This window comes from Lentzea sp. (genome assembly GCF_035525475.1).
GTDB lineage: Bacteria > Actinomycetota > Actinomycetes > Mycobacteriales > Pseudonocardiaceae > Lentzea.
The window spans coordinates 78698-97920 of the sequence record NZ_DATLEC010000103.1; the positions used below are offsets into that span (position 1 = coordinate 78698).

Genomic DNA, 19223 nt, shown 5'->3' on the forward strand with positions numbered 1-19223 from the left:
CATGTTTATCGTTGAATTGTCCGGTCTTTCTCCGCTTTCCGGTGCGCAGGCCCATCGGGGTGTCCGCCGAATGCTGCATCCCCTTGTGCCCCATGGCCGCGAAACCGCCTGTACCGCGCGAAAAAAGGCGCCTGCCCGTTCGCTGTTGTGCTGTTGAGACGACCTGGCCGGATGAGTGATCGCGTGCGATTGTGTCGATGTGCGGGGTATTTCGAAGGTCCGGCTGACCCACCCCTTCCGGTTGCTCCTCGTCGAGGACGACCGAGAGCTGGTCGACCTGCTCGCGGCCGCGTTGCGCGGCGAGGGGTACGTCGTGGACGTCGCGTCCGACGGGCAGCGCGGACTGCACCTCGCGCTCACCCAGCCGTACGACGTGCTGGTGATCGACCGCGGCCTGCCCGTGATCGACGGGCTGGGCCTGGTGTCCCGGTTGCGATCCCGGTCCCTGCGCACGCAGGTCCTCGTGCTGACCGCGATGAGCTCGGTGCACGACAGGATCGACGGGCTCGACGCGGGCGCCGACGACTACCTGACCAAGCCGTTCGACCTGGGCGAGCTGACCGCCCGGCTGCGCGCGTTGTGCCGGCGGGCGGCGGAGCTGGCCGCGGTGCTGCGCATCGGCGCCGGGCGGCTGGAGCTGGAGCAGCACCAGGTGGTGCTGCCCGACGGAGAGAAGGTCCCGTTGACAGCGCGGGAGTTCGCGCTGCTGCGGGTGCTCGCCACCCACCCGGACACGGTGCACACGCGGGCCGCGCTGCGCAGGACGGTGTTCCAGGACGCGCCATCACAGTCCATTGTGGACACCTACGTGCACTACCTGCGCTCCAAGGTCGGGCGTTCGGTCGTGCTCACGGTGCAGGGGATCGGCTACCGGTTGGGGGCTCTGTGAAGGCGGACGCGGAGGTCCGGCGCGCCCGGCTGCGGGTGAGCGTGCTGGTCGGCGTCGCGATCACGATGGTGATCGCGTTCGTCGGCGGGATCGCGTACCTGGTCATGGCACAGGCGCAGCAGACGCAGGTGGCGCGCGAGCTGCGGTACAACGCCACCTACGGCGTGCCGGACGTCGCCCCGCGGTGCGCGTGGGTGTTCGTGCTGGACGACGGCGTGCTCGACCAGGGCGTGCTGGCCGTGCCCGCCGGCTTCCCGTTGCGCGGTGACCTCGACGCGGTCGTGTCCTCCGGCAAGGCGATCACGCGGGACGTCTCCGCGAACGGCACGGAGTACGAGGTGCTCACGACACCGGGCGCGGACGGCACCACGGTGCAGGCGGTGTTCGACGTGCGCTACCAGCTCGCCGACCGCTGGCACCTGCTGCTGGCGCTGGGCATCGCGCAGGTGGCGGGCCTGCTGGTGGCCGCGTTGATCGGCCTCGGGGTGAGCCGCCGCGCGGTGAGCCCGCTCGCGGAGGCACTGGCCCGGCAACGGCGGTTCGTCACGGACGCGAGCCACGAGCTGCGGACCCCGATCGCACGAGCACACCTCCGGGCACAGCTGCTGGCGGCGACCGTCCCCGACGCGCAACGGGACAACGTCGACGCCCTGACGAGGTCGATCCGCGGGCTCGCGGACGTGGTGGACGACCTGCTGCGGTCCTCCCAGCTCGACCGCGGCTCCTTCGAGGGCAGGCCGGTGGACCTCGCGGACGTGGCCGAGGCCGCGGTGGTGGGCGAGACCGAGCGGGCGGCGGAACGACGGATCGCGCTGGCGCTGGAACACCCCGGCCACCCGCTGGTGGTGATCGGTGTCGAGACGGCGTTGCGGCGGGCGGTGGACGAGCTGCTGGCCAACGCCGTGCGGCACACGCCGGAGGGCGGGCGGATCACCGTGGGCGTCACGGCGTCCGGCGGGCACGTGGAGCTGGTGGTGGCGGACACGGGTGAGGGGTTCGAGCCCGGTGAGGCGTCGCGGTTGTTCGAGCGGTTCCACCGCGGGACCGGCGAGGGCCGGTACGGGCTGGGACTCGCGCTGGTGCGGGAGATCGTGACCGGGCACGGCGGGGCGGTGGAGGCCGTCGGGCATCCGGGGCGCGGGGCGCGGTTCACGCTGCGGGTGCCGCTGGTGGAGCGGGACGTGACGCCGGTGGGGCCACCGCGTCACGTCCGCCTGCCCTCGAGGGACGGCGCGCACCTCGCCTGACCACTGCCCGGACGTCCTGGTCCGACGGCTCGATCGCCGTGCACCAGGACCCGGCATCCCCGTCACACCCGATGGCTCCTGAAGAACGGCACGCGCCTCGCCTGGCGTCCACCGCCACCCAGCCGGTCCGAGCCCAGCGGCCCGCTCGCCACGGCCGGCAGCACCGAGCGCCAGGCCCCGCTTCACCCGGCGGGTGCCGCCGCCGAAGCAGGACGCCGCATGACGTCCGCCTGCCTCTGAGCGGCGCCTCACCACTCGCCGTCGACCACCACCCGTGCCGCCACCCGCACGTCCTCGTCCAGCGGGCGGTCCGGGTCCACCGGCTCGATCGCCGCGGCCAGCGCGTCCAGCAGCGCCGCGCACCGGGGCGCGGTCGGCCGCCTGCCGCCCACGTGCACGGCCTGCCGCAGTCCCAGTGCCAGCGATCCGCACAGCAGCCGCAACAGGTCGGCCAGGTCGTAGGCGCGCAGCGCCGACTGGGTGCCGAACGGCACCACGTCCTGGTTGTGCAGGTTGGTCGGCAGGCTCTGGGTGCTGGCGGGCAGCACGTTGCGGCGGATCTCCGCGACGAAGGCGGTGGTCGCCAGCTGCACGCCCTGCAACCCGTGCTGCTGACCGGGGCCGGCGGCGAGCATCGGTGGCAGACCCGTGTTGCGCGCCGGGTCGACGAGGAGGTCGAGCTGGCGTTCGGCGAGGTTGCCCAGGGACGCGGTGACCATCGCCAGGACGTCGGCGGCGTACGCGGCGGGCTGGCCGAAGAAGTTGCCGCCGTGCGCCACCAGGTCGTCGCCGGGGAAGAACAACGGGTTGTCGCTCACTCCCCCGAGGTCCGCGGCGACCACGCCGTCCACGTAGCGCAGCGCGTCCTCCGCCGCTCCGAGCAGCTGCGGTGAGCAGCGGATGCTGTAGGGCTCCTGCAACGCACGCGAACCACTCGGCGACGCACCCGACAGCATGGAGCGCATCCACGAACCCACCGTCACGGCACCGGTGTGGCCGAAGGCGGAGATCAGCCGGGCGTCCACGAAGCCGGCGTCGGCGCCGAGGACGTCCACCAGCAGGCAGGTCAGGTCGGACAGGGCGCGGTGCGAGGCCCGCACCGACGACAGGGCAAGCGCGGTGGCGGCGGTCGTCACGGACGTGCCGTTGACCAGGGCCAGCGCGTCGCGGCCGTCCAGCTCCAACGGCGAGAGGCCCGCGGTGGTCAGTGCCTCGGACGCCGGCCGCCGGACGCCGTCGAGGTAGGCGTGTCCACGGCCGCGCAGCGCCTGGGCCGCGTAGGCGAGCGGGATGAGGTCGCCGCTGGCGCCCACCGAGCCGTAGCGCGGGATCGCCGGCGTGAACGTCGTGGCGAACATCGCGGCGAGGCCCGAGACGACGTGTGAGGAGACGCCGGACAGGCCCTGGGCCAACGACCAGGCGCGGACCAGCAGCGCGGCGCGGGCGACGTCCAGGGGCAGGTCGGGTCCTTTGCCCGCGCCGAGGTGTGCCAGGGTGTTGTCGCACTGGTCGGCCTCGGAGGAACGGCCCGCGTAGCCCACCAGGGCGCCGAAGCCGGTCTTCAGGCCGTAGACGGGGCGTTCGTCGTCGGCCAGCAGGGAGCGCACGTAGGCGCGGCCCCGCGCCACGCGGTCCTCCACCACCGCTCCGGCGATCACCTCCAGCGGCGCCGAGGCGCGCAGGAGCTGCGGGACGGTCAGCGGTGAACCCAGGTCCACGGCCGTGTCTGAGGCAGTCGTCGTCACCGCACGGACGGTAGGCAGGCGATCTCAGAAAGTTCTGAGATCGCGTGGGTAGCTTCCCCGCCATGGCGTACGACTACCTGATCATCGGCGCGGGACCGGCCGGTTTGCAGCTCGCGGCACTGCTCGAGCGGGACGGTCGTGACTACGCCGTCCTCGAGCGCGGCAGCGGGGCCGGCACGTTCTTCACGCGCTACCCGAGGCACCGCAAGCTCATCTCCATCAACAAGGTGCACACCGGGTCGGCGGACCCGGAGCGCCGGATGCGGATGGACTGGAACTCGTTGCTGCTCGACGACCCGGAGCTGCTGTTCACCCGCTACTCCCCCAGGTACTTCCCGGACGCCGACGACATCGTGCGGTACTTCCAGGACTGCGCCGACGGCCTGAAGGTGCACTACGACATCGATGTCACGCGGATCTCCCGCGACGACGACGGGTTCATCGTCCAGGACCACAGCGGGCAGACCTGGCGGTCGAAGCGCCTCGTGACGGCCACCGGCGTCTCGCAGCTCCACGTGCCGCCGATCCCCGGCATCGAGCACGCCGAGCGCTACGACACGTTCGACACCGACCCCGCGTCGTTCACCGGCCAGCGCGTGCTCGTGATCGGCAAGGGCAACTCGGGTTTCGAGACCGCCGACGCGCTGGTCGAGCACGCGGCCGTCATCCACGTCGCCGGGCCGAGCTCGGTGAAGCTCGCCTGGCAGACCCACTACGTCGGACACCTGCGGGCGGTGAACAACAACTTCCTCGACACCTACCAGCTCAAGAGCGAGAACGCGGTCATCGACGGCACGGTCGAACGCATCGAGCCCCGCCCGGAAGGCGGTTTCCGGATCCAGTTCCGGTACGCGCGCACGGTCGAGAAGCTGCGCGAGCTGGAGTACGACCGGATCATCGCGTGCACCGGGTTCCGGTTCGACGCCTCGGTCTTCGCCCCGGACTGCCGGCCGACGCTGATCATCAAGGACCGGTTCCCGCAGCTGACGTCCGCGTTCGAGTCGACCAACATCCCCGGCCTGTACTTCGCGGGCACGATCACGCAGTCGCGCGACTTCAAGAAGTCGACCAGCGGGTTCATCCACGGCTTCCGCTACGGCGCCCGCGCGCTGCACCGCGTCCTCAACGCCCGCCACCACGACACCCCGTGGCCCATGACCGAGCTGGAGCTGTCGCCGGAGGCGATCAGCGACGCCGTGATCGCCAGGGTGAACACCTCCTCGTGCCTGTGGCAGCAGTTCGCGGTCATCGGCGACGTCGTCACGGTCGACGGCGAGACCGCGCGGTACGAGGAGGAGGTGCCGGTCGCCTACGTCGCCGACGGCGGGCTGGGACCGGCCGGGCACCGGTTCGTCACGACGCTGGAGTACGGGCCCGACCACGACACGGTGGACCCGTTCGACATCACCGTCCCACGCGTCGCCGAGAACGACCCGGTCAACGCCGCGGACGCGAGCTACCTGCACCCCGTGACCCGCTACTACCGCGACGGCGTGCTCACCGCGACGCACCACCTGGCCGAGAACCTCGAGAACGACTGGGACCTGCCGGAGGTGCACCAGCAGCCGCTGGCCGCGTTCGTGAAGGAATGCCTTGCCGGCGCGTGACGCCGAGCCGTTCCCGCGCGCGGTGCTCGACGTGCTCGGCACCGCCGGGGATCGGCCGGTGTTCGAGCACGGCACCCGCGTGGTGACCGGCGCGGAACTGCTCGACCTCGTCGCGCGGATCGCGAACGGGTTGCGCGCCAGAGGTTTGGGGCCCGGTGACGGGGTCGCGTTGCTGCTCGGCGTGACCGCGGAGGCGTTCGCGACGATCCTGGCGGCGCACGCGGTGGGCGCGCGGGTCGTGGGCGTCCGTCCGGGACTGACCGAGGCACAGGTCGAGCACCTCCTGGGACTGGACATCAGGCTCGTCGTCCGCGACACGGAGGACCTCGCCGCGTCACCCGCGGCCCCGATCAAGTGCACCGGCAGGCTCGACGACGTCGCGCGGCTGGTCCACACCAGCGGCAGCACGGACGCGCCCAAGGCGTGCGCGCACACCTACGCCTCGATGACGAACGCGTGGAACACCCGGCCCGACGCCTGGCCTCCCGCGGTCCGGGACCTGGCGACCCGGCTCGGCCGCTACCTCGTGTTCGGGTCGCTGTCGAGCCAGGTGATGTTCGAGTACGCGGTGCTCACCCTCACCGCGGGTGGCACCGTCGTCGTCGCGGACGACCCCGCCGACGCGATCACCCGCCTGCGCGCCACGGCCCGCGTGATCACCGTGCCCGGACTGGCCAGGCTCGTCGCGTCGCAGAAGCACTCCCCTGCCGACCTGGGCTCGCTGAAGGCGTTGCTGGTCTCGGGTTCACCGCTGACCGCCGAACGCCACCGCGAGGCGCTCGCCGTGCTCGGACCGGTGCTGTTCCACGGCTACGGCCAGACCGAGACCGGCATGATCTCGATGGCCACCCCGTCCGACCCTCCCGGCACGGTGGGGAAACCGCCGGTGGACGTGAAGATCCGCGACGGCGAGCTGTTCGTCAGGACCCCGGCCCAGGCGAGCTCCTACTGGGACGCCCCTGAGGAGTCCGCCGAGGTGTTCGTGGACGGGTGGATCCGCACGCGCGACCTCGGCCGGTTCGACGACGACGGCAACCTGATCCTCACCGGGCGCGCCAGGGACGTCGTGATCATCAACGCGAACCTGCACCACATCGGCCCGATCGAGCACGTCATCAACGAGCACCCGGACGTCGCGGAGGCCTACGTCGTCGCGGTGCCGGACGACGAGACCGGCGAGGCCGTCCACGCGTTCGTCGTCCCGAGAGCGGACCGCGTTCCCCCGATCGGAGAACTCCGCGAGCTCGTGACCGAACGGCTGGGCGCCGCCTGCGCTCCGGTGGCCGTCACCGCCATCCCCGAACCTCCCGTCGCCCCCAGCGGCAAACCCGACAAGCGTCAGCTCATCGCGTGAAGGAGATCGTCGTGTCCAGCGAGGTTTCGACCGAGTGTCTCGTGATCGGCGCCGGTCCGGCGGGCCTGCAGGCGTCCTACCTGCTCAAGCAGGCCGGACGCGACCACATCGTGCTGGAGGCCGGCGCGGCGGCGGGGACGTTCTTCACCCGCTTCCCCTGGCACCGCCAGTTGATCTCCATCAACAAGGTCCACACGGGCTGGGACGACCCGGAGCTCAACCTGCGGGTCGACTGGAACTCGTTGCTGTCCGACGACCCCGAGCTGCTGTTCACCGGCTACACGCCGCGCTACTTCCCGCACGCCGACGACATGGTCCGCTACCTCGGCGACTTCGCCGTGAAGAACGACCTGCCGATCCGCTACGACACCAGAGTCGTGTCGGTGGCCAGGCCGGACGACTTCGTGGTGCACGACCAGCACGGCGGCACCTACCGGGCGAAGCGGGTCATCGTCGCGACCGGTGTCTCGCAGCAGTACGTGCCGGAGATCGAGGGCGTCGAGCACGCCGAGCACTACTACGACGTCTCCGTCGACCCGCAGGACTTCGTGAACAAGAAGGTGCTGATCATCGGCCGCGGCAACTCGGCGTTCGAGACCGCCGACGCCCTGGTCGAGACGGCGTCGGTCATCCACCTCGCGGGCCCCGGCTCGTTGAAGCTGGCCTGGCAGACGCACTTCGTCGGGCACCTTCGGGCGGTGAACAACAACTTCCTCGACACCTACCAGCTCAAGTCGCAGAACGCGTTGCTGGACGGGCACATCGCGGGCATCCGGCGCGACGGCGACGACTACCTGGTCAAGGTCAGCTTCCAGCGGGTCGACGAGGTGATCAAGGAGATCCGCTACGACCGGGTCATCCTCGCCACCGGGTTCCGGTTCGACGCCTCGATCTTCGCGCCCGAGTGCCGGCCGCGGCTCACGATCAAGTCCCGGTTCCCCGACCAGACCGCGGCGTGGGAGTCGGTGAACGTGCCGGACCTGTTCTTCGCGGGCACCATCACACAGGCCCGCGACTTCAAGAAGTCGACCAGCGGGTTCATCCACGGCTTCCGCTACGGGGTCCAGGCGCTGCACCGGATCGTCGAGCAGCGCTACCACGGCGTCGACTGGCCGAGCCGGCCCGTCGCGGCCGGGGACGTCACCGAGGCGGTCATCGAGCGGGTCAACCGCACTTCCGCGCTGTGGCAGCTGTTCGCGTTCATGGCCGACGCGGTGCTCATCGGACCGGACGGCTCCGTGCGGTACGTGGAGGAAGTACCGGTCGCGCACCTGCACGAGGCCGTGGCGCGCGGCGACTTCGGCGACGTCGAGTCGTACCTGACGGTGACGCTGGAGTACGGCGCCGACCACGACCAGGTCAACCCGTTCGACATCACCGCGCGCCGCACCTCGCAGCAGGACACCAGCGGGCTCGACGGCCGCTACCTGCACCCGGTCGTGCGGCACTTCCGCGCCGGCGACCTGCGGGGCGAGCACCACATCACCGAGAACCTCGAGAACGAGTGGGACAGCGAGCAGGTGCACAAGGCCCCGCTGCGCGCGTTCCTGGGCTCCCGCTTGTGAACCCGGCGCTCGCCGAGCTGCACGACAAGGCGCGTGCGGTGCTCGACGGAGTCCACTACGACTTCTTCGCGGGCGGGGTCGGGGACGAGGCCGTCCTCGCGGAGAACGAGGCCGCGTTCCGGCGGCTCGCCCTGCTGCCACGGGTGCTGCGGGGCACCGGGCTCCGGACCGACGTGCCGGTGCTGGTCTCGCCGACGGCGTTCCACAAGCTCGCGCACCCCGACGGCGAGCTGGCCACCGCACGCGGGGCCGGTGACACGGTCGTCGTGTCGAGCATGGCGTCGACGGTGCCGATCGCCGACGTCGTGGCGGCTTCCCGCGGCCCCGTGTGGTTTCAGCTGTACGTGCAGCCGGACATGGACGTCACGGAAGCGCTGGTGCGGCGGGCGGAACGGGCGGGCTGCACGGCGTTGGTCGTGACGGTCGACTCCCCCGTGTTCGGCCGGCACCGGCGCGACATCGAGCACGGCTTCCACGACCTGCCCGCCGGTCTCGCCGCCGAGAACATGCGGGACCTGGCGGGCGTTCCCGGGCCGCGGAGCATCGAGATGTCGGCCGCGGTGTCGTGGGAGCACATCGACCGGGTGCGTGAGATGACCTCACTTCCGTTGTGGCTCAAGGGTGTCCTGCACCCGGACGACGCCGAGATCGCACTCGGGCACGGGGTCGCGGGGATCGTCGTGTCCAACCACGGCGGCCGCCAGCTCGACGTCGTGCCGGCCTCCCTCGACGCGTTGCCCGCCGTGGTCGACGCCGTCGCCGGGCGCGTGCCCGTCGTGCTCGACGGCGGTGTCCGAAGTGGAGCGGACATCGCGGTGGCGCTCGCGCTCGGAGCGACGGCGGTGGGTGTGGGCAGGCCGGTGCTGTGGGGACTGGCGGCGGACGGCGAGGCCGGCGTGCGGCGGGTGCTCGACGTGCTGCGCGAGGAGTTCCTGCACGTCCTGACGATGTGCGGCGGCCGGCTCACCCGCGACATGGTCGTGGTCAGGGGGCCCCGGTGCTGAGCTGGTTGCCCGGACGGGTGGTCGCCCTGCGCGCCAAGGTGTTCGAGAAGGTCAACGGCGACAACGCGATCACGTTCCCCAACTCCCAGGTCGGCCCGGAGCGCTTCCAGGAGCTCTACGGCCACCCCGCCGCGAACGGCCGCAGCAGGGGCGCCGGGCTCTCGGACCTGTTCTGGTACTGGCTCGCCCCCGGTCCCGAGGTGCACCAGGAGCACCTGGAGGCCGGGCCGCGCTACGACGACGTGGCCCGCGCGACACGCGGCTTCCTGGCCGGGCCGACGGAGGAGCTGTCGGCCGCGGCGACCCGCTGCACCGCGAAGGTGCTCGACGAGGTGCTGACCGGGCCCGTCACGCACGTCCGGCTGCGCGACCTGATGATGCCGGTCTGGGCCGAGTACTTCCACGAGCTCGTGTTCGGCGAACCGTGCCCGCGTGCGGCACGTGACCTGATCATCGGGCACGCCAACGACGTCGTGACGTCGTTGAAGTGCACGGGCTTGCGCCACCCCAAGCGACGGGCACGGCTGACCCGGTACCTGGAACGGCGGCTCGCGGACGTCCGGCACCCGCTGCCCGAGACGCTCTCCCCCACCGAACAGGTGCACTACCTGCAAGGCACCTACTTCAACACCGCCGTCGTGCAGATGTCCGAGGCGATGGCACACCTGCTGCTCGCACTGGCCCAGCACCCCCCGGTCGCGCACAGGCTCGCGGCGAACCCCTCAGACGACCGCTACTTCGCCCACGTCCTGGACGAGACCTTCCGCCTCTACCCGCTGTTCGGCATCGCCCACCGCATCACCACCGCCGACATCTCCCTGGACGACGACACGACGTTCCCGGCCGGTTCGGTGCTGTGCTTCAACTACCCCGCCTACCACGCGACCGGCCACGAACGGCCGGACGAGTTCGACCCCGGCCGCTGGGAGCACACCGCGGCACGGTCGTCGCACCACATCCCGTTCGGCATCGCGGCGAACCGGCCGTGCCCCGCGTGGCGGCTCTCGCCCCTGGCGATGCGGGCCGCGGCGAGAGAAGTGCTCCGGCGCGTGACGCCGCACTCCTCGGTCGCCCACACCCGGTCCCTGCCGAGCCGAGGCCCCTGTCTGCTGGTCCGCGACGGTTCCACGCCACGGCTCCGGCTGGTGTTCCTGCGCGTGCGCGACCGCTGGGAGGACGTCTGGCGCAGCGTCGTCCAGCTCGTGCTCGGCACCGCCATGGTGCTGCACGCCCATCGGCTCCGGCTGGCGGGCGACTACTTCGACACGCACGACCCGCAGGGTTGCCCGGTCCGCCACTGACCCCAGGAGATCATCCGTGAACCAGATCCACTTCGCGTTGCAGGTCTTCGCCGCGCTGGCGGTCGTGCTCGCCGCGACCACGTTGTGCGGGCGCCTCGCCATGCTGGTCAAGCAACCCAGGGTGGTCGGCGAGATGGTCGCCGGCGTCCTGCTCGGCCCCGCACTGCTCGGCGCCGTGGCACCCGGCGTGCAGGCACAGCTCTTCCCCGCCGACGTCAAGAACACCCTGTACGTGCTGAGCACCATCGGCCTGACGTTCTACATGTTCCTCGTCGGGTCCTCTTTGGACCACGGACTGACCGCGGGTTCCAACGCGCGCAAGGCGTCCATCCTCGCGGTGTCCGGCATCGTGCCGACGTTCCTGCTCGGCGCGGGCGCCGCGATGGTCTTCTACGACTCCCTCAGCCCCGAGGGCACCAGCCTGTGGGTGTTCATGCTGTTCGTCGGCGGCGCCCTGTCGATCACCGCGTTCCCCATGCTCGCGCGCATCCTGCAGGAACGCGGCATCGCGAACACCCCGATCGGCGGCCTGACCCTCGTCGCCGCGGCGATCGACGACGCCGTGGCGTGGGCGTTCCTCGCCCTGATCATCGCGGTCGGCGCGTCCGGCAGCCCGTCCGGCGCCCTGAAGACGATCATCGGTGCCGCGATCTTCGCCGTCCTCACGCTGACCCTCGGCCGCAAGTGGCTGGCCAAGCTCGGCGAGCGGGCGGAACGCGACGGCAAGCTCAGCCGCGACATGGTGGCCGTCATCCTGTTCATCGTCCTGCTGGCCGGCTGGTTCACCGACTACATCGGCGTGTTCTCGGTGTTCGGCGGCTTCATCACCGGCCTCGCGATGCCGAAGTCGAAGGTCGTCCGCGAAGAGCTCGAGACCAAGCTCTCCGACCTGAACTCCATCCTGCTGCTGCCCGTGTTCTTCGCGTTCAGCGGTCTCAACACGCGCGTCGACGGCTTCGGCTCCGGCGGCGCGCTGTGGTTCCAGCTCGCCGCGATCATGCTCGTCGCGTTCGTCGGCAAGTACGTCGGCTGCGGCCTCGTCGTGAAGGCGCAGGGCTACTCCTGGCGCTACGCCTCCGCCGTCGGCGGCCTGATGAACGCCCGCGGCCTGATGATCCTCATCTTCATCAACATCGGCCTCGCCTACGACCTCGTGACACCGGAGATGTTCGCGATCCTCGTCGCGGTCGCCATCGTCACCACCGCGGCCGCCATGCCGATCTACCGCGCCTCCCTGCCGGAGCACCTGGAGGCCCAGGCGAGCCTCAAGACCCCCGCACCAGTGCGGTGAGCCGCTGAACGACGGCGGCCGGGTCCGGCATGCCCGCGATCTCGGCCGCCACCTCCAGCGCGACCTCCCTCACGGCGCCGTCGTCGAGCAGACGGCGCGCCGCGGTCTCGACCGCGTCCGCGGTGACCTCCGGCCCGACCAGTTTGGTGCCGGCACCCGCCTCCACGAGCGCGTCGGCGTTCACGAACTGGTCGGCGCCCTGCGGCAGCACGAGCTGCGGCAGGCCGGCCGCCAGCGTGCCGAGCGTGGTGCCGGTCCCGCCGTGGTGCACGACGAGGCTCGCGCGCTGGAGCACCTTCGCCTGCGGCACGAACCCGGCCACGGTCACGTTCCCCGGCAGCTCGCCCAGCACCGCGGGATCACCGGGTCCCACGGCGACCAGGACCTCGACCGGAAGGCGGGCGAGACCACCGATGGCCGTCCTCAACACCTCCGTCGCTCCGAACACCACCGTGCCGAGAGTCAGGTAGACGAGCGGCCTTTCCGCGTTCAGCTCCGGCATCGGCACGTCGAGGTCGACCGCCACCGGCCGCTGCCGGATGACCGTCGGCAGCTTGACGACCTCGGGGTCGCGCACGGCGTCCGGCCAGATGTCGATCACAGCGTCACCCAGCATCAGGTCGGCCGGCGGCTCGCCGTCCCACAGCCACGCCATGTGCTCCGCCGCCATCGCCATGATCGCGGGCGGCATCGACCGCCCGATCACGTGGGACACGACCGGGATCCCTGCGTCCCGCGCGGCCTTGGCGGCACCGGTGTCGCTCTGCTCGTACACCACCAGGTCCGGCTTGACCCGCGGCAGCAAGGTGGTCAGATCCGCGAGCGTCGCCCGCGGCACCAGGTCCGCGAACATGGTGATCAGCAGCGTGACCACCTCGGCGTCGGGGTGACGCCGGCGCGCCTCCGTTTCGGCCTCCCCGATCGAGATGCCCGCCGCGTGGGCCTCGAACCCGAGGGCGCGAACGTGGTCCAGGAAGCTCGGACCCGTCGCGAACACGACGTCGTGGCCCGCCTCCCTGGCTGCTCGGGCGAGCGGGACCAGCGGGAAGAAGTGGCCGTGAGCAGGGCGGCACGAGAAGAGGATGCGCACTTCCCCGACTCTAACGATCTCCACCACGCCGAGGGGTTCACTTTAGTCAACACTGAAGAAATAGAGGTTTTAGAACACCGTCCGATGACTACGCTCGGATCATGGACAGCAGCCGGCAGACCCGCGTGCGCCAGGCGTTCGACGACTTCTTCGCGCCGATCCCGCCGAGCTCGGAGAGCTGGGTGCTCGACCTGTTCCAGCACACCGCCTCGACCGTCCCCGCCTACGCAGAACTGTTGCGGGACAACGGGATCGACCCCGCGGACATCCGCACGTCCGAGGACTTCCAGCGGTTGCCGCTGCTCGACAAGGCGAACTACCACGAGCGGTACCCGCTGCCGGAGCTGTGCCGCGGCGGCACGGTGACGGGGTGCGACATGATCGCCGTGTCGTCGGGGTCGAGCGGACGTCCGACGATCTGGCCGCGCTCGCTCGAGGACGAGCTGCACGTGGCACGCCGGTTCGAGCAGGTGCTCGTGGACGGGTTCCGCGCTGACGAACGGTCCACGCTGGCCGTCGTGTGCTTCCCGCTCGGCACCTGGGTCGGCGGGCTCTTCACGCAGGCGTGCGTGCGGCACCTCGCGGCCAAGGGCTGCCCGATCACGGTCGTGGCGCCGGGCAACAACAAGGCCGAGATCCTGCGGGTGCTGCCGGAGCTGGCGCCGCACTTCGACCAGGTCGTGCTGCTCGGCTATCCGCCGTTCGTCAAGGACGTGATCGACACCGGGCTCGCGCAGGACGTCGGCTGGGCCGCGTTCTCGATCAAACTGGTGCTCGCCGGAGAGGTGTTCAGCGAGCAGTGGCGCGACCTCGTTTCACAACGGGCTGGAATTCCCGACCCGGTCAGCGACGTCGCTTCTCTGTACGGCACAGCGGATTCCGGCGTGCTCGGCAACGAAACCGCGCTGTCGGTGGGGATCCGGCGGTTCTTCGCGATTCGTCCCGATCTCGCGCGGGAGCTCTTCGGCGACTCGCGGCTGCCCACGCTGGTGCAGTACGACCCGGCCAGCCGGTTCTTCGAGGTGCACGACGGCACGCTCGTGTTCACCGCCGACGGCGGGATCCCGTTGGTGCGCTATCGAATCGCCGACGAGGGCGGGATCTTCGCACACGACGAGCTGCTCGCGTTCTGCGCCGGGCACGGCTTCACTCCACCGCCGGGACCGGAGCTGCCGTTCGTCTTCCTGTTCGGGCGGTCGCTGTTCACGGTGTCGTTCTTCGGCGCGAACGTCCACCCGGAGAACGTGGCGGTCGGCCTGGAGCAGCCCGGCGTCAGCGACGTGGTGACCGGCAGGTTCGTGATCGAGTCGGTCGAGGACGCCGACCGCGACCGGCTGCTGCGGATCACCGTCGAGACCGCGCCGGGCAGGACGGCGGACGCGGCGGCGATCGCGGAGTCGATCAAGGAGCAACTGCTCCGGCTCAACAGCGAGTTCGCGCACTACGTCCCGGCGGAACGGCAGCTGCCCGAGGTCGTGCTGCGGCCGGCGGGCGATCCCGAGTACTTCCCGGCCGGCGTGAAACACAGGTACACCCGACGATCCTGAAAAGCGCTTTTGCACCACGGAGCAATAGCTTTTCCGGACTTCCTCTTCCTGCTTAGAGTTGGCCCCGGCGCAATTCGTTGACTGGGGTGGAGGAATCCTTGAGGTTTGTTCGGCGTGTATTGATGGCGATGATGCCGCTCGCGATGCTGATGGTCGTCGGGCTCGCTGCCCCGAGCGCGCAGGCCGAGGCGCCGGTCGCACAGGCGGCAGCCGTGGGCGCGGCGTACGACTCCGAGACGGGCCAGGCGCTCGCCGCCTGGGACTGCAACACCGGCAACGTCTGCTTCTGGACCGGCTTCGGCGGGACCGGCAGCAGGTGCATGTGGGACGTGGCCGACTCGGACTGGACCGCGGGCACCGTCAAGTGCTCCTGGGCCACGACCAAGGAGGTCAAGTCCGTGTACAACCGGGGTACCTCCTCGGCCAAGGGCGTCGTGTTCTACCGCAACACCGGGTACAACAACCGGATCGGCTGCACGAAGCAGGGCAAGAAGGGCGATCTCGCCGGCACCTACCAGGTGCGGTCGCACCAGTGGACCAGCGGCACCTGCGGCTGATCACAGTGGACGCGTGAGAACCGGTCCCCCGGCCCCAGCCCCGGGACCGGTTTTCCGTTGCGGAATTCGGCGGAGTGACAAGACCAGTATTGTGATCCACGGTGACCTGGCCTGGGGAGGTTGCTGTGTTGCGCATCCATTTTTCCGCGTTGGACTTGGAGCGTACGCAGGTAGCAGAAAGGGTGGACCCGCTCTGGGAAATGGTGTTCAGCTGGCTGAGGCTGACCGAACTGGACTGCGGCCTGATGCTGCAGCCGTGGCTGCGCGACATCCGGCGCAGCGGCGACCGCGAGGTGATCAGGTCCGGTGTGCGCATGTGGTCGGTGCTCGCGCCGCTGGGGCCGTACTTCCCCGACCTGCTCACACCACCGGAGGGCGCTCTGGGGCTGTGCGGCGCTCTCGACGCGATCCGGTCGACACCGCGCCACCGGCTCGAGGAGGAGTTCAGGCTGCTGGACGAGGTCCGTCCGACACCGGCGTGGACACGTCCGGTGGCGGCGGGCGACGGTGCGGCGTTGCTGGATCTCACCGAGGCGATGGCCCGCTACCACGGCGCGGTGGTCGAGCCGTACACCTCGTTGATCGAGGAGGCGGTCGAGACCGACCGCATGCACAGGACGGGCGTGGCGGGCGACGTCGACGCGCTGCTGCGGGGCATGTGGCCGTTGATGAACTGGCGTGCGCCGGTGCTGGAGGTGCAGTACGCGTGCGACCGGGATCTCCACCTCAACGGGCGCGGGCTGCGCCTGGTGCCGTCGTACTTCTGCCGGGGCACACCCGTCGCGTTCGCTGATCCCGGACTGCCGCCCACGGTGGTCTACCCGCTGCACCACGACTGGACGTGGCAGCGGCAGCTCGCGAGCGGGCGCCGTCAGGAGGGGGCGCTCGCGGCGTTGCTCGGGACGACGCGCTCGGCGGTGCTGGCCGCCGTCGGCGCCGGTGCGACGACGACGGAACTGGCGGAACGGCTGGGCGCCTCCCCCTCGTCGGTCAGCCGGCACACGACCGTGCTGCGCGAGGCCGGTCTGCTCACCACGGAGAGGCAGGGGCTCTCCGTGCTGCACCAGAGGACGTTGCTCGGATCAGCCCTGCTGGGCAACAACTGAGGTTCGGCGGCGCGACCACAGCCCCATCACGCACGCGGCGAACGCCGCACCCGTGAGCAGGACGTGGATCGCGCCGCCGAACCTCGTCGCGAACGTGAGGTCCGACCGCAGCGGGACGCTGTCCACCATCAGGGCGTCGGTGAACATCCCCGTCGACTGCACGACGCCGCCGTCCGGGCGCACCACCGCGCTCACCCCGCTGATCGCCGCGACCACGACGGCGCGACCGTGCTCGATCGCGCGCAGCCGCGCCATGCCGAGCTGCTGGTAGGTCATCTCGCCACGGCCGTACCATGCGTTGTTCGTCGGCACGACCAGCACCTGCGCACCGGCGGCCGCGCTCTCGCGCAGGACGTAGTCGTAGGCCACCTCGTAGCAGATGCCGACGCCCACGCGGGTGCCCGCGATGTCCAGGACGCCCGGTTCGGTTCCCGCCTCGAGGTCGGGCTGGTCCGCGAACGGCGTCACGAGCCGGGCGAGCTCGCGCAGCGGGATGTGCTCGGCGAACGGGACGAGCTCCTGCTTCGCGTACGACCGGCCGGCGCCGGTGCCGGGCTCCCAGGCGATGACGGCGTTCTGCCCGCCGCGCAACGCGCTCACGAGCGTCGGCACGCCGAGGTCGGTGATCGCGCGGTCGAGGACCGGGTCGCGGTCGCGGGTGCGGGTGGCGCTCTCCGGCCACACGACCAGGTCCGGCTTCTGCACCGAGCCGCCGCGGATCAACGCCGTCAGCTCGGCGGTCTCGCGCAGGTGGTTGGCGCGCAGGGTGTCGCCCGCGGTGAGCAGGTCGAGCCCGATGTCCGGCGCGTTGCCCTGCACGACCGCGACGGTGCGTTGCCCGTTCTGCGCGTCGACCGCGACCAGCGGGCCGACCGCGAGCGCGGCGGCGAACGGCACCAGCGCCCAGCCGCGCCGCCACTCCCGCACACGGGGCAGCCAGGCGGCCAGCCCGAACCCGGTGACGACCACCGCGAACGTCACGAGCGGCGCGCCACCGACGACCGCGAGCCGCGCGAACGGACCGTCGACCTGCCCGAAGGCCACACGGCCCCACGGGAAGCCGTTGAACGGGATCAGGCCACGCGCGGTCTCCTGCAGCACGAACAACAACGCCGCCCACACGGGCGCCACGGGCAGACGTGCGACCAACGGCACGAACGCCATCACCGCGCTGATGAACAAGGCCATCAACGCCGAGAGCACGAGCCACGGCCACGGACCGAAGTCGTCGCCGAGGAAGTGCTGGATCCACCAGAGGTGCGGCAGGAAGAAGCCCAGCCCGAACACGAACCCGAGTCCGGCCGCGCGACGCCCGCGCACGTCCTTCAGCGTCAGCCAGAACACGGCGAACGCCGGGACCGCGAGCCACCAGACCGTCCGCGGCGGGAAGCTCAGCGCCAGCGCCCCGCCGGCCAGTGCGGCCGCGGCGTAACGGCCGAGGTCAGCCCTGCGCAACGGACACCCTCACCCGGCGCAGCACCAGGTACGCGGCACCCACGAGGGCGACACCCAGCACGTAGGCCGTGACCAGCTCGGCGACGCGACCGCTGAAGTTGCCCGCGAGCGGCGGCACCAGCAGCGCGAACACCCCCACCAGCACGGCGACCCGCGTCCGCCACGTCCCCACCGGCAGGCACGCGGCCAGCGGCAGCGCGGCCCACAGCAGGTACCACGGCTGGATCACCGGCCCCAGCACCACGATCAGGCTCATCATCATTCCCAGCGCCGTCACCTCGGACACCCCGCCGCGCAACTGCCGGTTCACGATCACGACAAGTCCGCACAGGATCAGCACGAGCCCCGCGATCCGTGCCGAGGAAATCATCGCCTGACCGGCTTCGGGACCCGACACCGCACCCGTCAGGAAGCCGGGCCAGTTGGTCGGGGCCATCCAGCTGTTGATCTTCGACGGCGTCCCGAGCGCTCGCACCCAGCCGAACCCGGACCCGCCGGCGAGCGACGTCACGACCGACACCACGACCGCGGCGACGACCATGCTCACCCCGGCCGCCAGGAACCTGGCCAGGCCACCGCCCAGCCGGCGGGCCACCGCGGTGCCGACGACCGCGAGCGCCACCAGTGCGGGCAGCTTGACCTGCGCGCCGAGCCCGATGAGCACGACACCGGCCGTGAGCTGCCACCACCGGAGCTCCGGCAGGGCGTGCAGCGCGATCACCGTGCCCGACAGCATCAGGCCGAGCATCAGCGCGTCGTTGTGGACCCCGCCGACGAGGTGCCACAGCACCAACGGGTTCAGCACGCCCAGCCACAACGCCGCGCGCTCCTCGACGTTCGCCAACGCCGCGAGCCTCGGCACGGCCCACACGACGAGCAGCAGACCCAGGACCGCGACGAACCGGTGCAGCACGACGCCCGCCACCGGGTTCCCGCCGGTGACCTCGGTGATCGCGCGCTCGACCGTGGTGAACAGCGGCCCGTACGGCGAGGGCGTCTCGCGCCAGTAGACGCCGACGCGGGCCACCGCCTCCGCGCTCGCCCCGGCCGCCGGGCTCACCACGTTGGGGTCGAGACCGCGTGCCGCCACCTCGCCCTGGGCGAGGTAGCTGAACACGTCGCCGCTGAACAGCGGCGGGGCCACGAGCAGAGGCCCGCACCACCACGCCAGCGTGCGCCGCGACCACTGGGGATCCGCCCGCGTGCGCCCGAGGAGCGCCCACGTCAGCACGACCAGCCCGGCACCCGCGATCGCGGCACCCAGGGCCACCGCGGTGGATCTCGCGGCCCACGCCCCGGCGGTGAGCAGGAGCGCGCCCCCGAACCCCGTCCAGCGGAGGAGCTCCGGGGTGCCGGTGGCGACCCCGGTGGGCCAGCGGTAGGTGACGGTCTGCACCGTGAAGAGGGTGCTGCCAGGACCGATCACCGCGCGTCCGCCTCCGGTCGCGCTCCCGCGTACTACTAA

The 19223-nt window shown here is 71.1% G+C and carries 15 protein-coding genes; 11 read left to right on the forward strand and 4 right to left on the reverse strand.

The features are described from left to right. Positions 1-199 precede the first annotated feature (199 nt). Positions 200-889 carry a response regulator transcription factor gene (locus VM306_RS18590; protein WP_325516550.1) on the forward strand — a complete coding sequence of 230 codons (690 nt, stop codon included), beginning with the start codon at positions 200-202 and terminating at the stop codon, positions 887-889. Beyond that, positions 886-2136, forward strand: coding sequence for a HAMP domain-containing sensor histidine kinase (locus VM306_RS18595; RefSeq protein WP_325516553.1), 1251 nt, complete (start codon positions 886-888; stop codon positions 2134-2136). The genes VM306_RS18590 and VM306_RS18595 overlap by 4 nt, the downstream gene beginning before the upstream one ends. 248 nt (positions 2137-2384) lie before the next feature. Here VM306_RS18595 and VM306_RS18600 read toward each other — a convergent pair whose 3' ends face one another. Then, a complete protein-coding gene (locus tag VM306_RS18600) occupies positions 2385-3881 on the reverse strand; it encodes an aromatic amino acid ammonia-lyase (protein WP_325516555.1) in 1497 nt (498 codons plus the stop codon). Between the two features lie 62 nt (positions 3882-3943). Here VM306_RS18600 and VM306_RS18605 point away from each other — a divergent pair, with 62 nt between their 5' ends. From VM306_RS18605 to VM306_RS18630, 6 genes are read left to right on the forward strand one after another with little or no spacing between them, the layout of a single operon-like run. Beyond that, the gene (locus VM306_RS18605) at positions 3944-5488 is read left to right on the forward strand and encodes an NAD(P)-binding domain-containing protein (protein ID WP_325516557.1); all 1545 of its coding nucleotides are present in this window, start codon (positions 3944-3946) and stop codon (positions 5486-5488) included. After that, on the forward strand, positions 5475-6842 hold the full coding sequence (locus VM306_RS18610) for a class I adenylate-forming enzyme family protein (RefSeq protein ID WP_325516559.1): 1368 nt from the start codon (positions 5475-5477) through the stop codon (positions 6840-6842). Before VM306_RS18605 ends, VM306_RS18610 begins: the two co-directional genes overlap by 14 nt. 11 nt (positions 6843-6853) lie before the next feature. Beyond that, positions 6854-8407 carry an NAD(P)-binding domain-containing protein gene (locus tag VM306_RS18615; RefSeq protein ID WP_325516561.1) on the forward strand — a complete coding sequence of 518 codons (1554 nt, stop codon included), beginning with the start codon at positions 6854-6856 and terminating at the stop codon, positions 8405-8407. Next, positions 8404-9411 (forward strand): alpha-hydroxy acid oxidase, encoded by a 1008-nt coding sequence (locus VM306_RS18620; RefSeq protein WP_325516563.1) that lies wholly within the window; start codon positions 8404-8406, stop codon positions 9409-9411. Before VM306_RS18615 ends, VM306_RS18620 begins: the two co-directional genes overlap by 4 nt. Then, positions 9405-10712, forward strand: a complete 1308-nt coding sequence (locus VM306_RS18625) for a cytochrome P450 (protein WP_325516565.1) — start codon at positions 9405-9407, stop codon at positions 10710-10712. The genes VM306_RS18620 and VM306_RS18625 overlap by 7 nt, the downstream gene beginning before the upstream one ends. A 16-nt stretch (positions 10713-10728) precedes the next feature. Continuing rightward, the gene (locus VM306_RS18630) at positions 10729-12003 is read left to right on the forward strand and encodes a cation:proton antiporter (RefSeq protein ID WP_325516567.1); all 1275 of its coding nucleotides are present in this window, start codon (positions 10729-10731) and stop codon (positions 12001-12003) included. Here the strand turns inward: VM306_RS18630 and VM306_RS18635 are convergent. Then, complete coding sequence (locus tag VM306_RS18635; RefSeq protein WP_325516569.1) at positions 11978-13093, reverse strand: glycosyltransferase; 1116 nt, start codon at positions 13091-13093, stop codon at positions 11978-11980. The two genes, VM306_RS18630 and VM306_RS18635, sit on opposite strands and share 26 nt — an antisense overlap. Before the next feature lie 101 nt (positions 13094-13194). On the opposite strand from VM306_RS18635, the gene VM306_RS18640 reads away from it, so the two are divergent. The 3 genes from VM306_RS18640 (at position 13195) to VM306_RS18650 (ending at position 16303) form a co-directional block, all read left to right on the forward strand. Then, positions 13195-14640 carry a phenylacetate--CoA ligase family protein gene (locus VM306_RS18640; protein ID WP_325516571.1) on the forward strand — a complete coding sequence of 482 codons (1446 nt, stop codon included), beginning with the start codon at positions 13195-13197 and terminating at the stop codon, positions 14638-14640. Between the two features lie 122 nt (positions 14641-14762). Beyond that, the gene (locus VM306_RS18645) at positions 14763-15197 is read left to right on the forward strand and encodes a peptidase inhibitor family I36 protein (RefSeq protein WP_325516573.1); all 435 of its coding nucleotides are present in this window, start codon (positions 14763-14765) and stop codon (positions 15195-15197) included. A gap of 182 nt (positions 15198-15379) precedes the next feature. Beyond that, positions 15380-16303, forward strand: coding sequence for an ArsR/SmtB family transcription factor (locus VM306_RS18650; RefSeq protein WP_325516575.1), 924 nt, complete (start codon positions 15380-15382; stop codon positions 16301-16303). Here the strand turns inward: VM306_RS18650 and lnt are convergent. Together lnt and mptB are read right to left on the reverse strand one after the other, a co-directional pair. Beyond that, complete coding sequence (gene lnt, locus VM306_RS18655) at positions 16280-17758, reverse strand: apolipoprotein N-acyltransferase (protein WP_325516577.1); 1479 nt, start codon at positions 17756-17758, stop codon at positions 16280-16282. The two genes, VM306_RS18650 and lnt, sit on opposite strands and share 24 nt — an antisense overlap. Continuing rightward, positions 17745-19154: a polyprenol phosphomannose-dependent alpha 1,6 mannosyltransferase MptB gene (gene mptB, locus VM306_RS18660; protein ID WP_325516579.1), complete on the reverse strand. Its 1410-nt coding sequence runs from the start codon at positions 19152-19154 to the stop codon at positions 17745-17747. The genes lnt and mptB overlap by 14 nt, the downstream gene beginning before the upstream one ends. Positions 19155-19223: the final 69 nt, after the last annotated feature.

Coding starts and splice junctions, on each gene's coding strand:
- VM306_RS18605 (WP_325516557.1), top strand. CDS start 3,944: ATGGCGTACGACTACCTGATCATCGGCGCGGGACCGGCCGGTTTGCAG.
- VM306_RS18640 (WP_325516571.1), top strand. CDS start 13,195: ATGGACAGCAGCCGGCAGACCCGCGTGCGCCAGGCGTTCGACGACTTC.
- VM306_RS18645 (WP_325516573.1), top strand. CDS start 14,763: ATGGCGATGATGCCGCTCGCGATGCTGATGGTCGTCGGGCTCGCTGCC.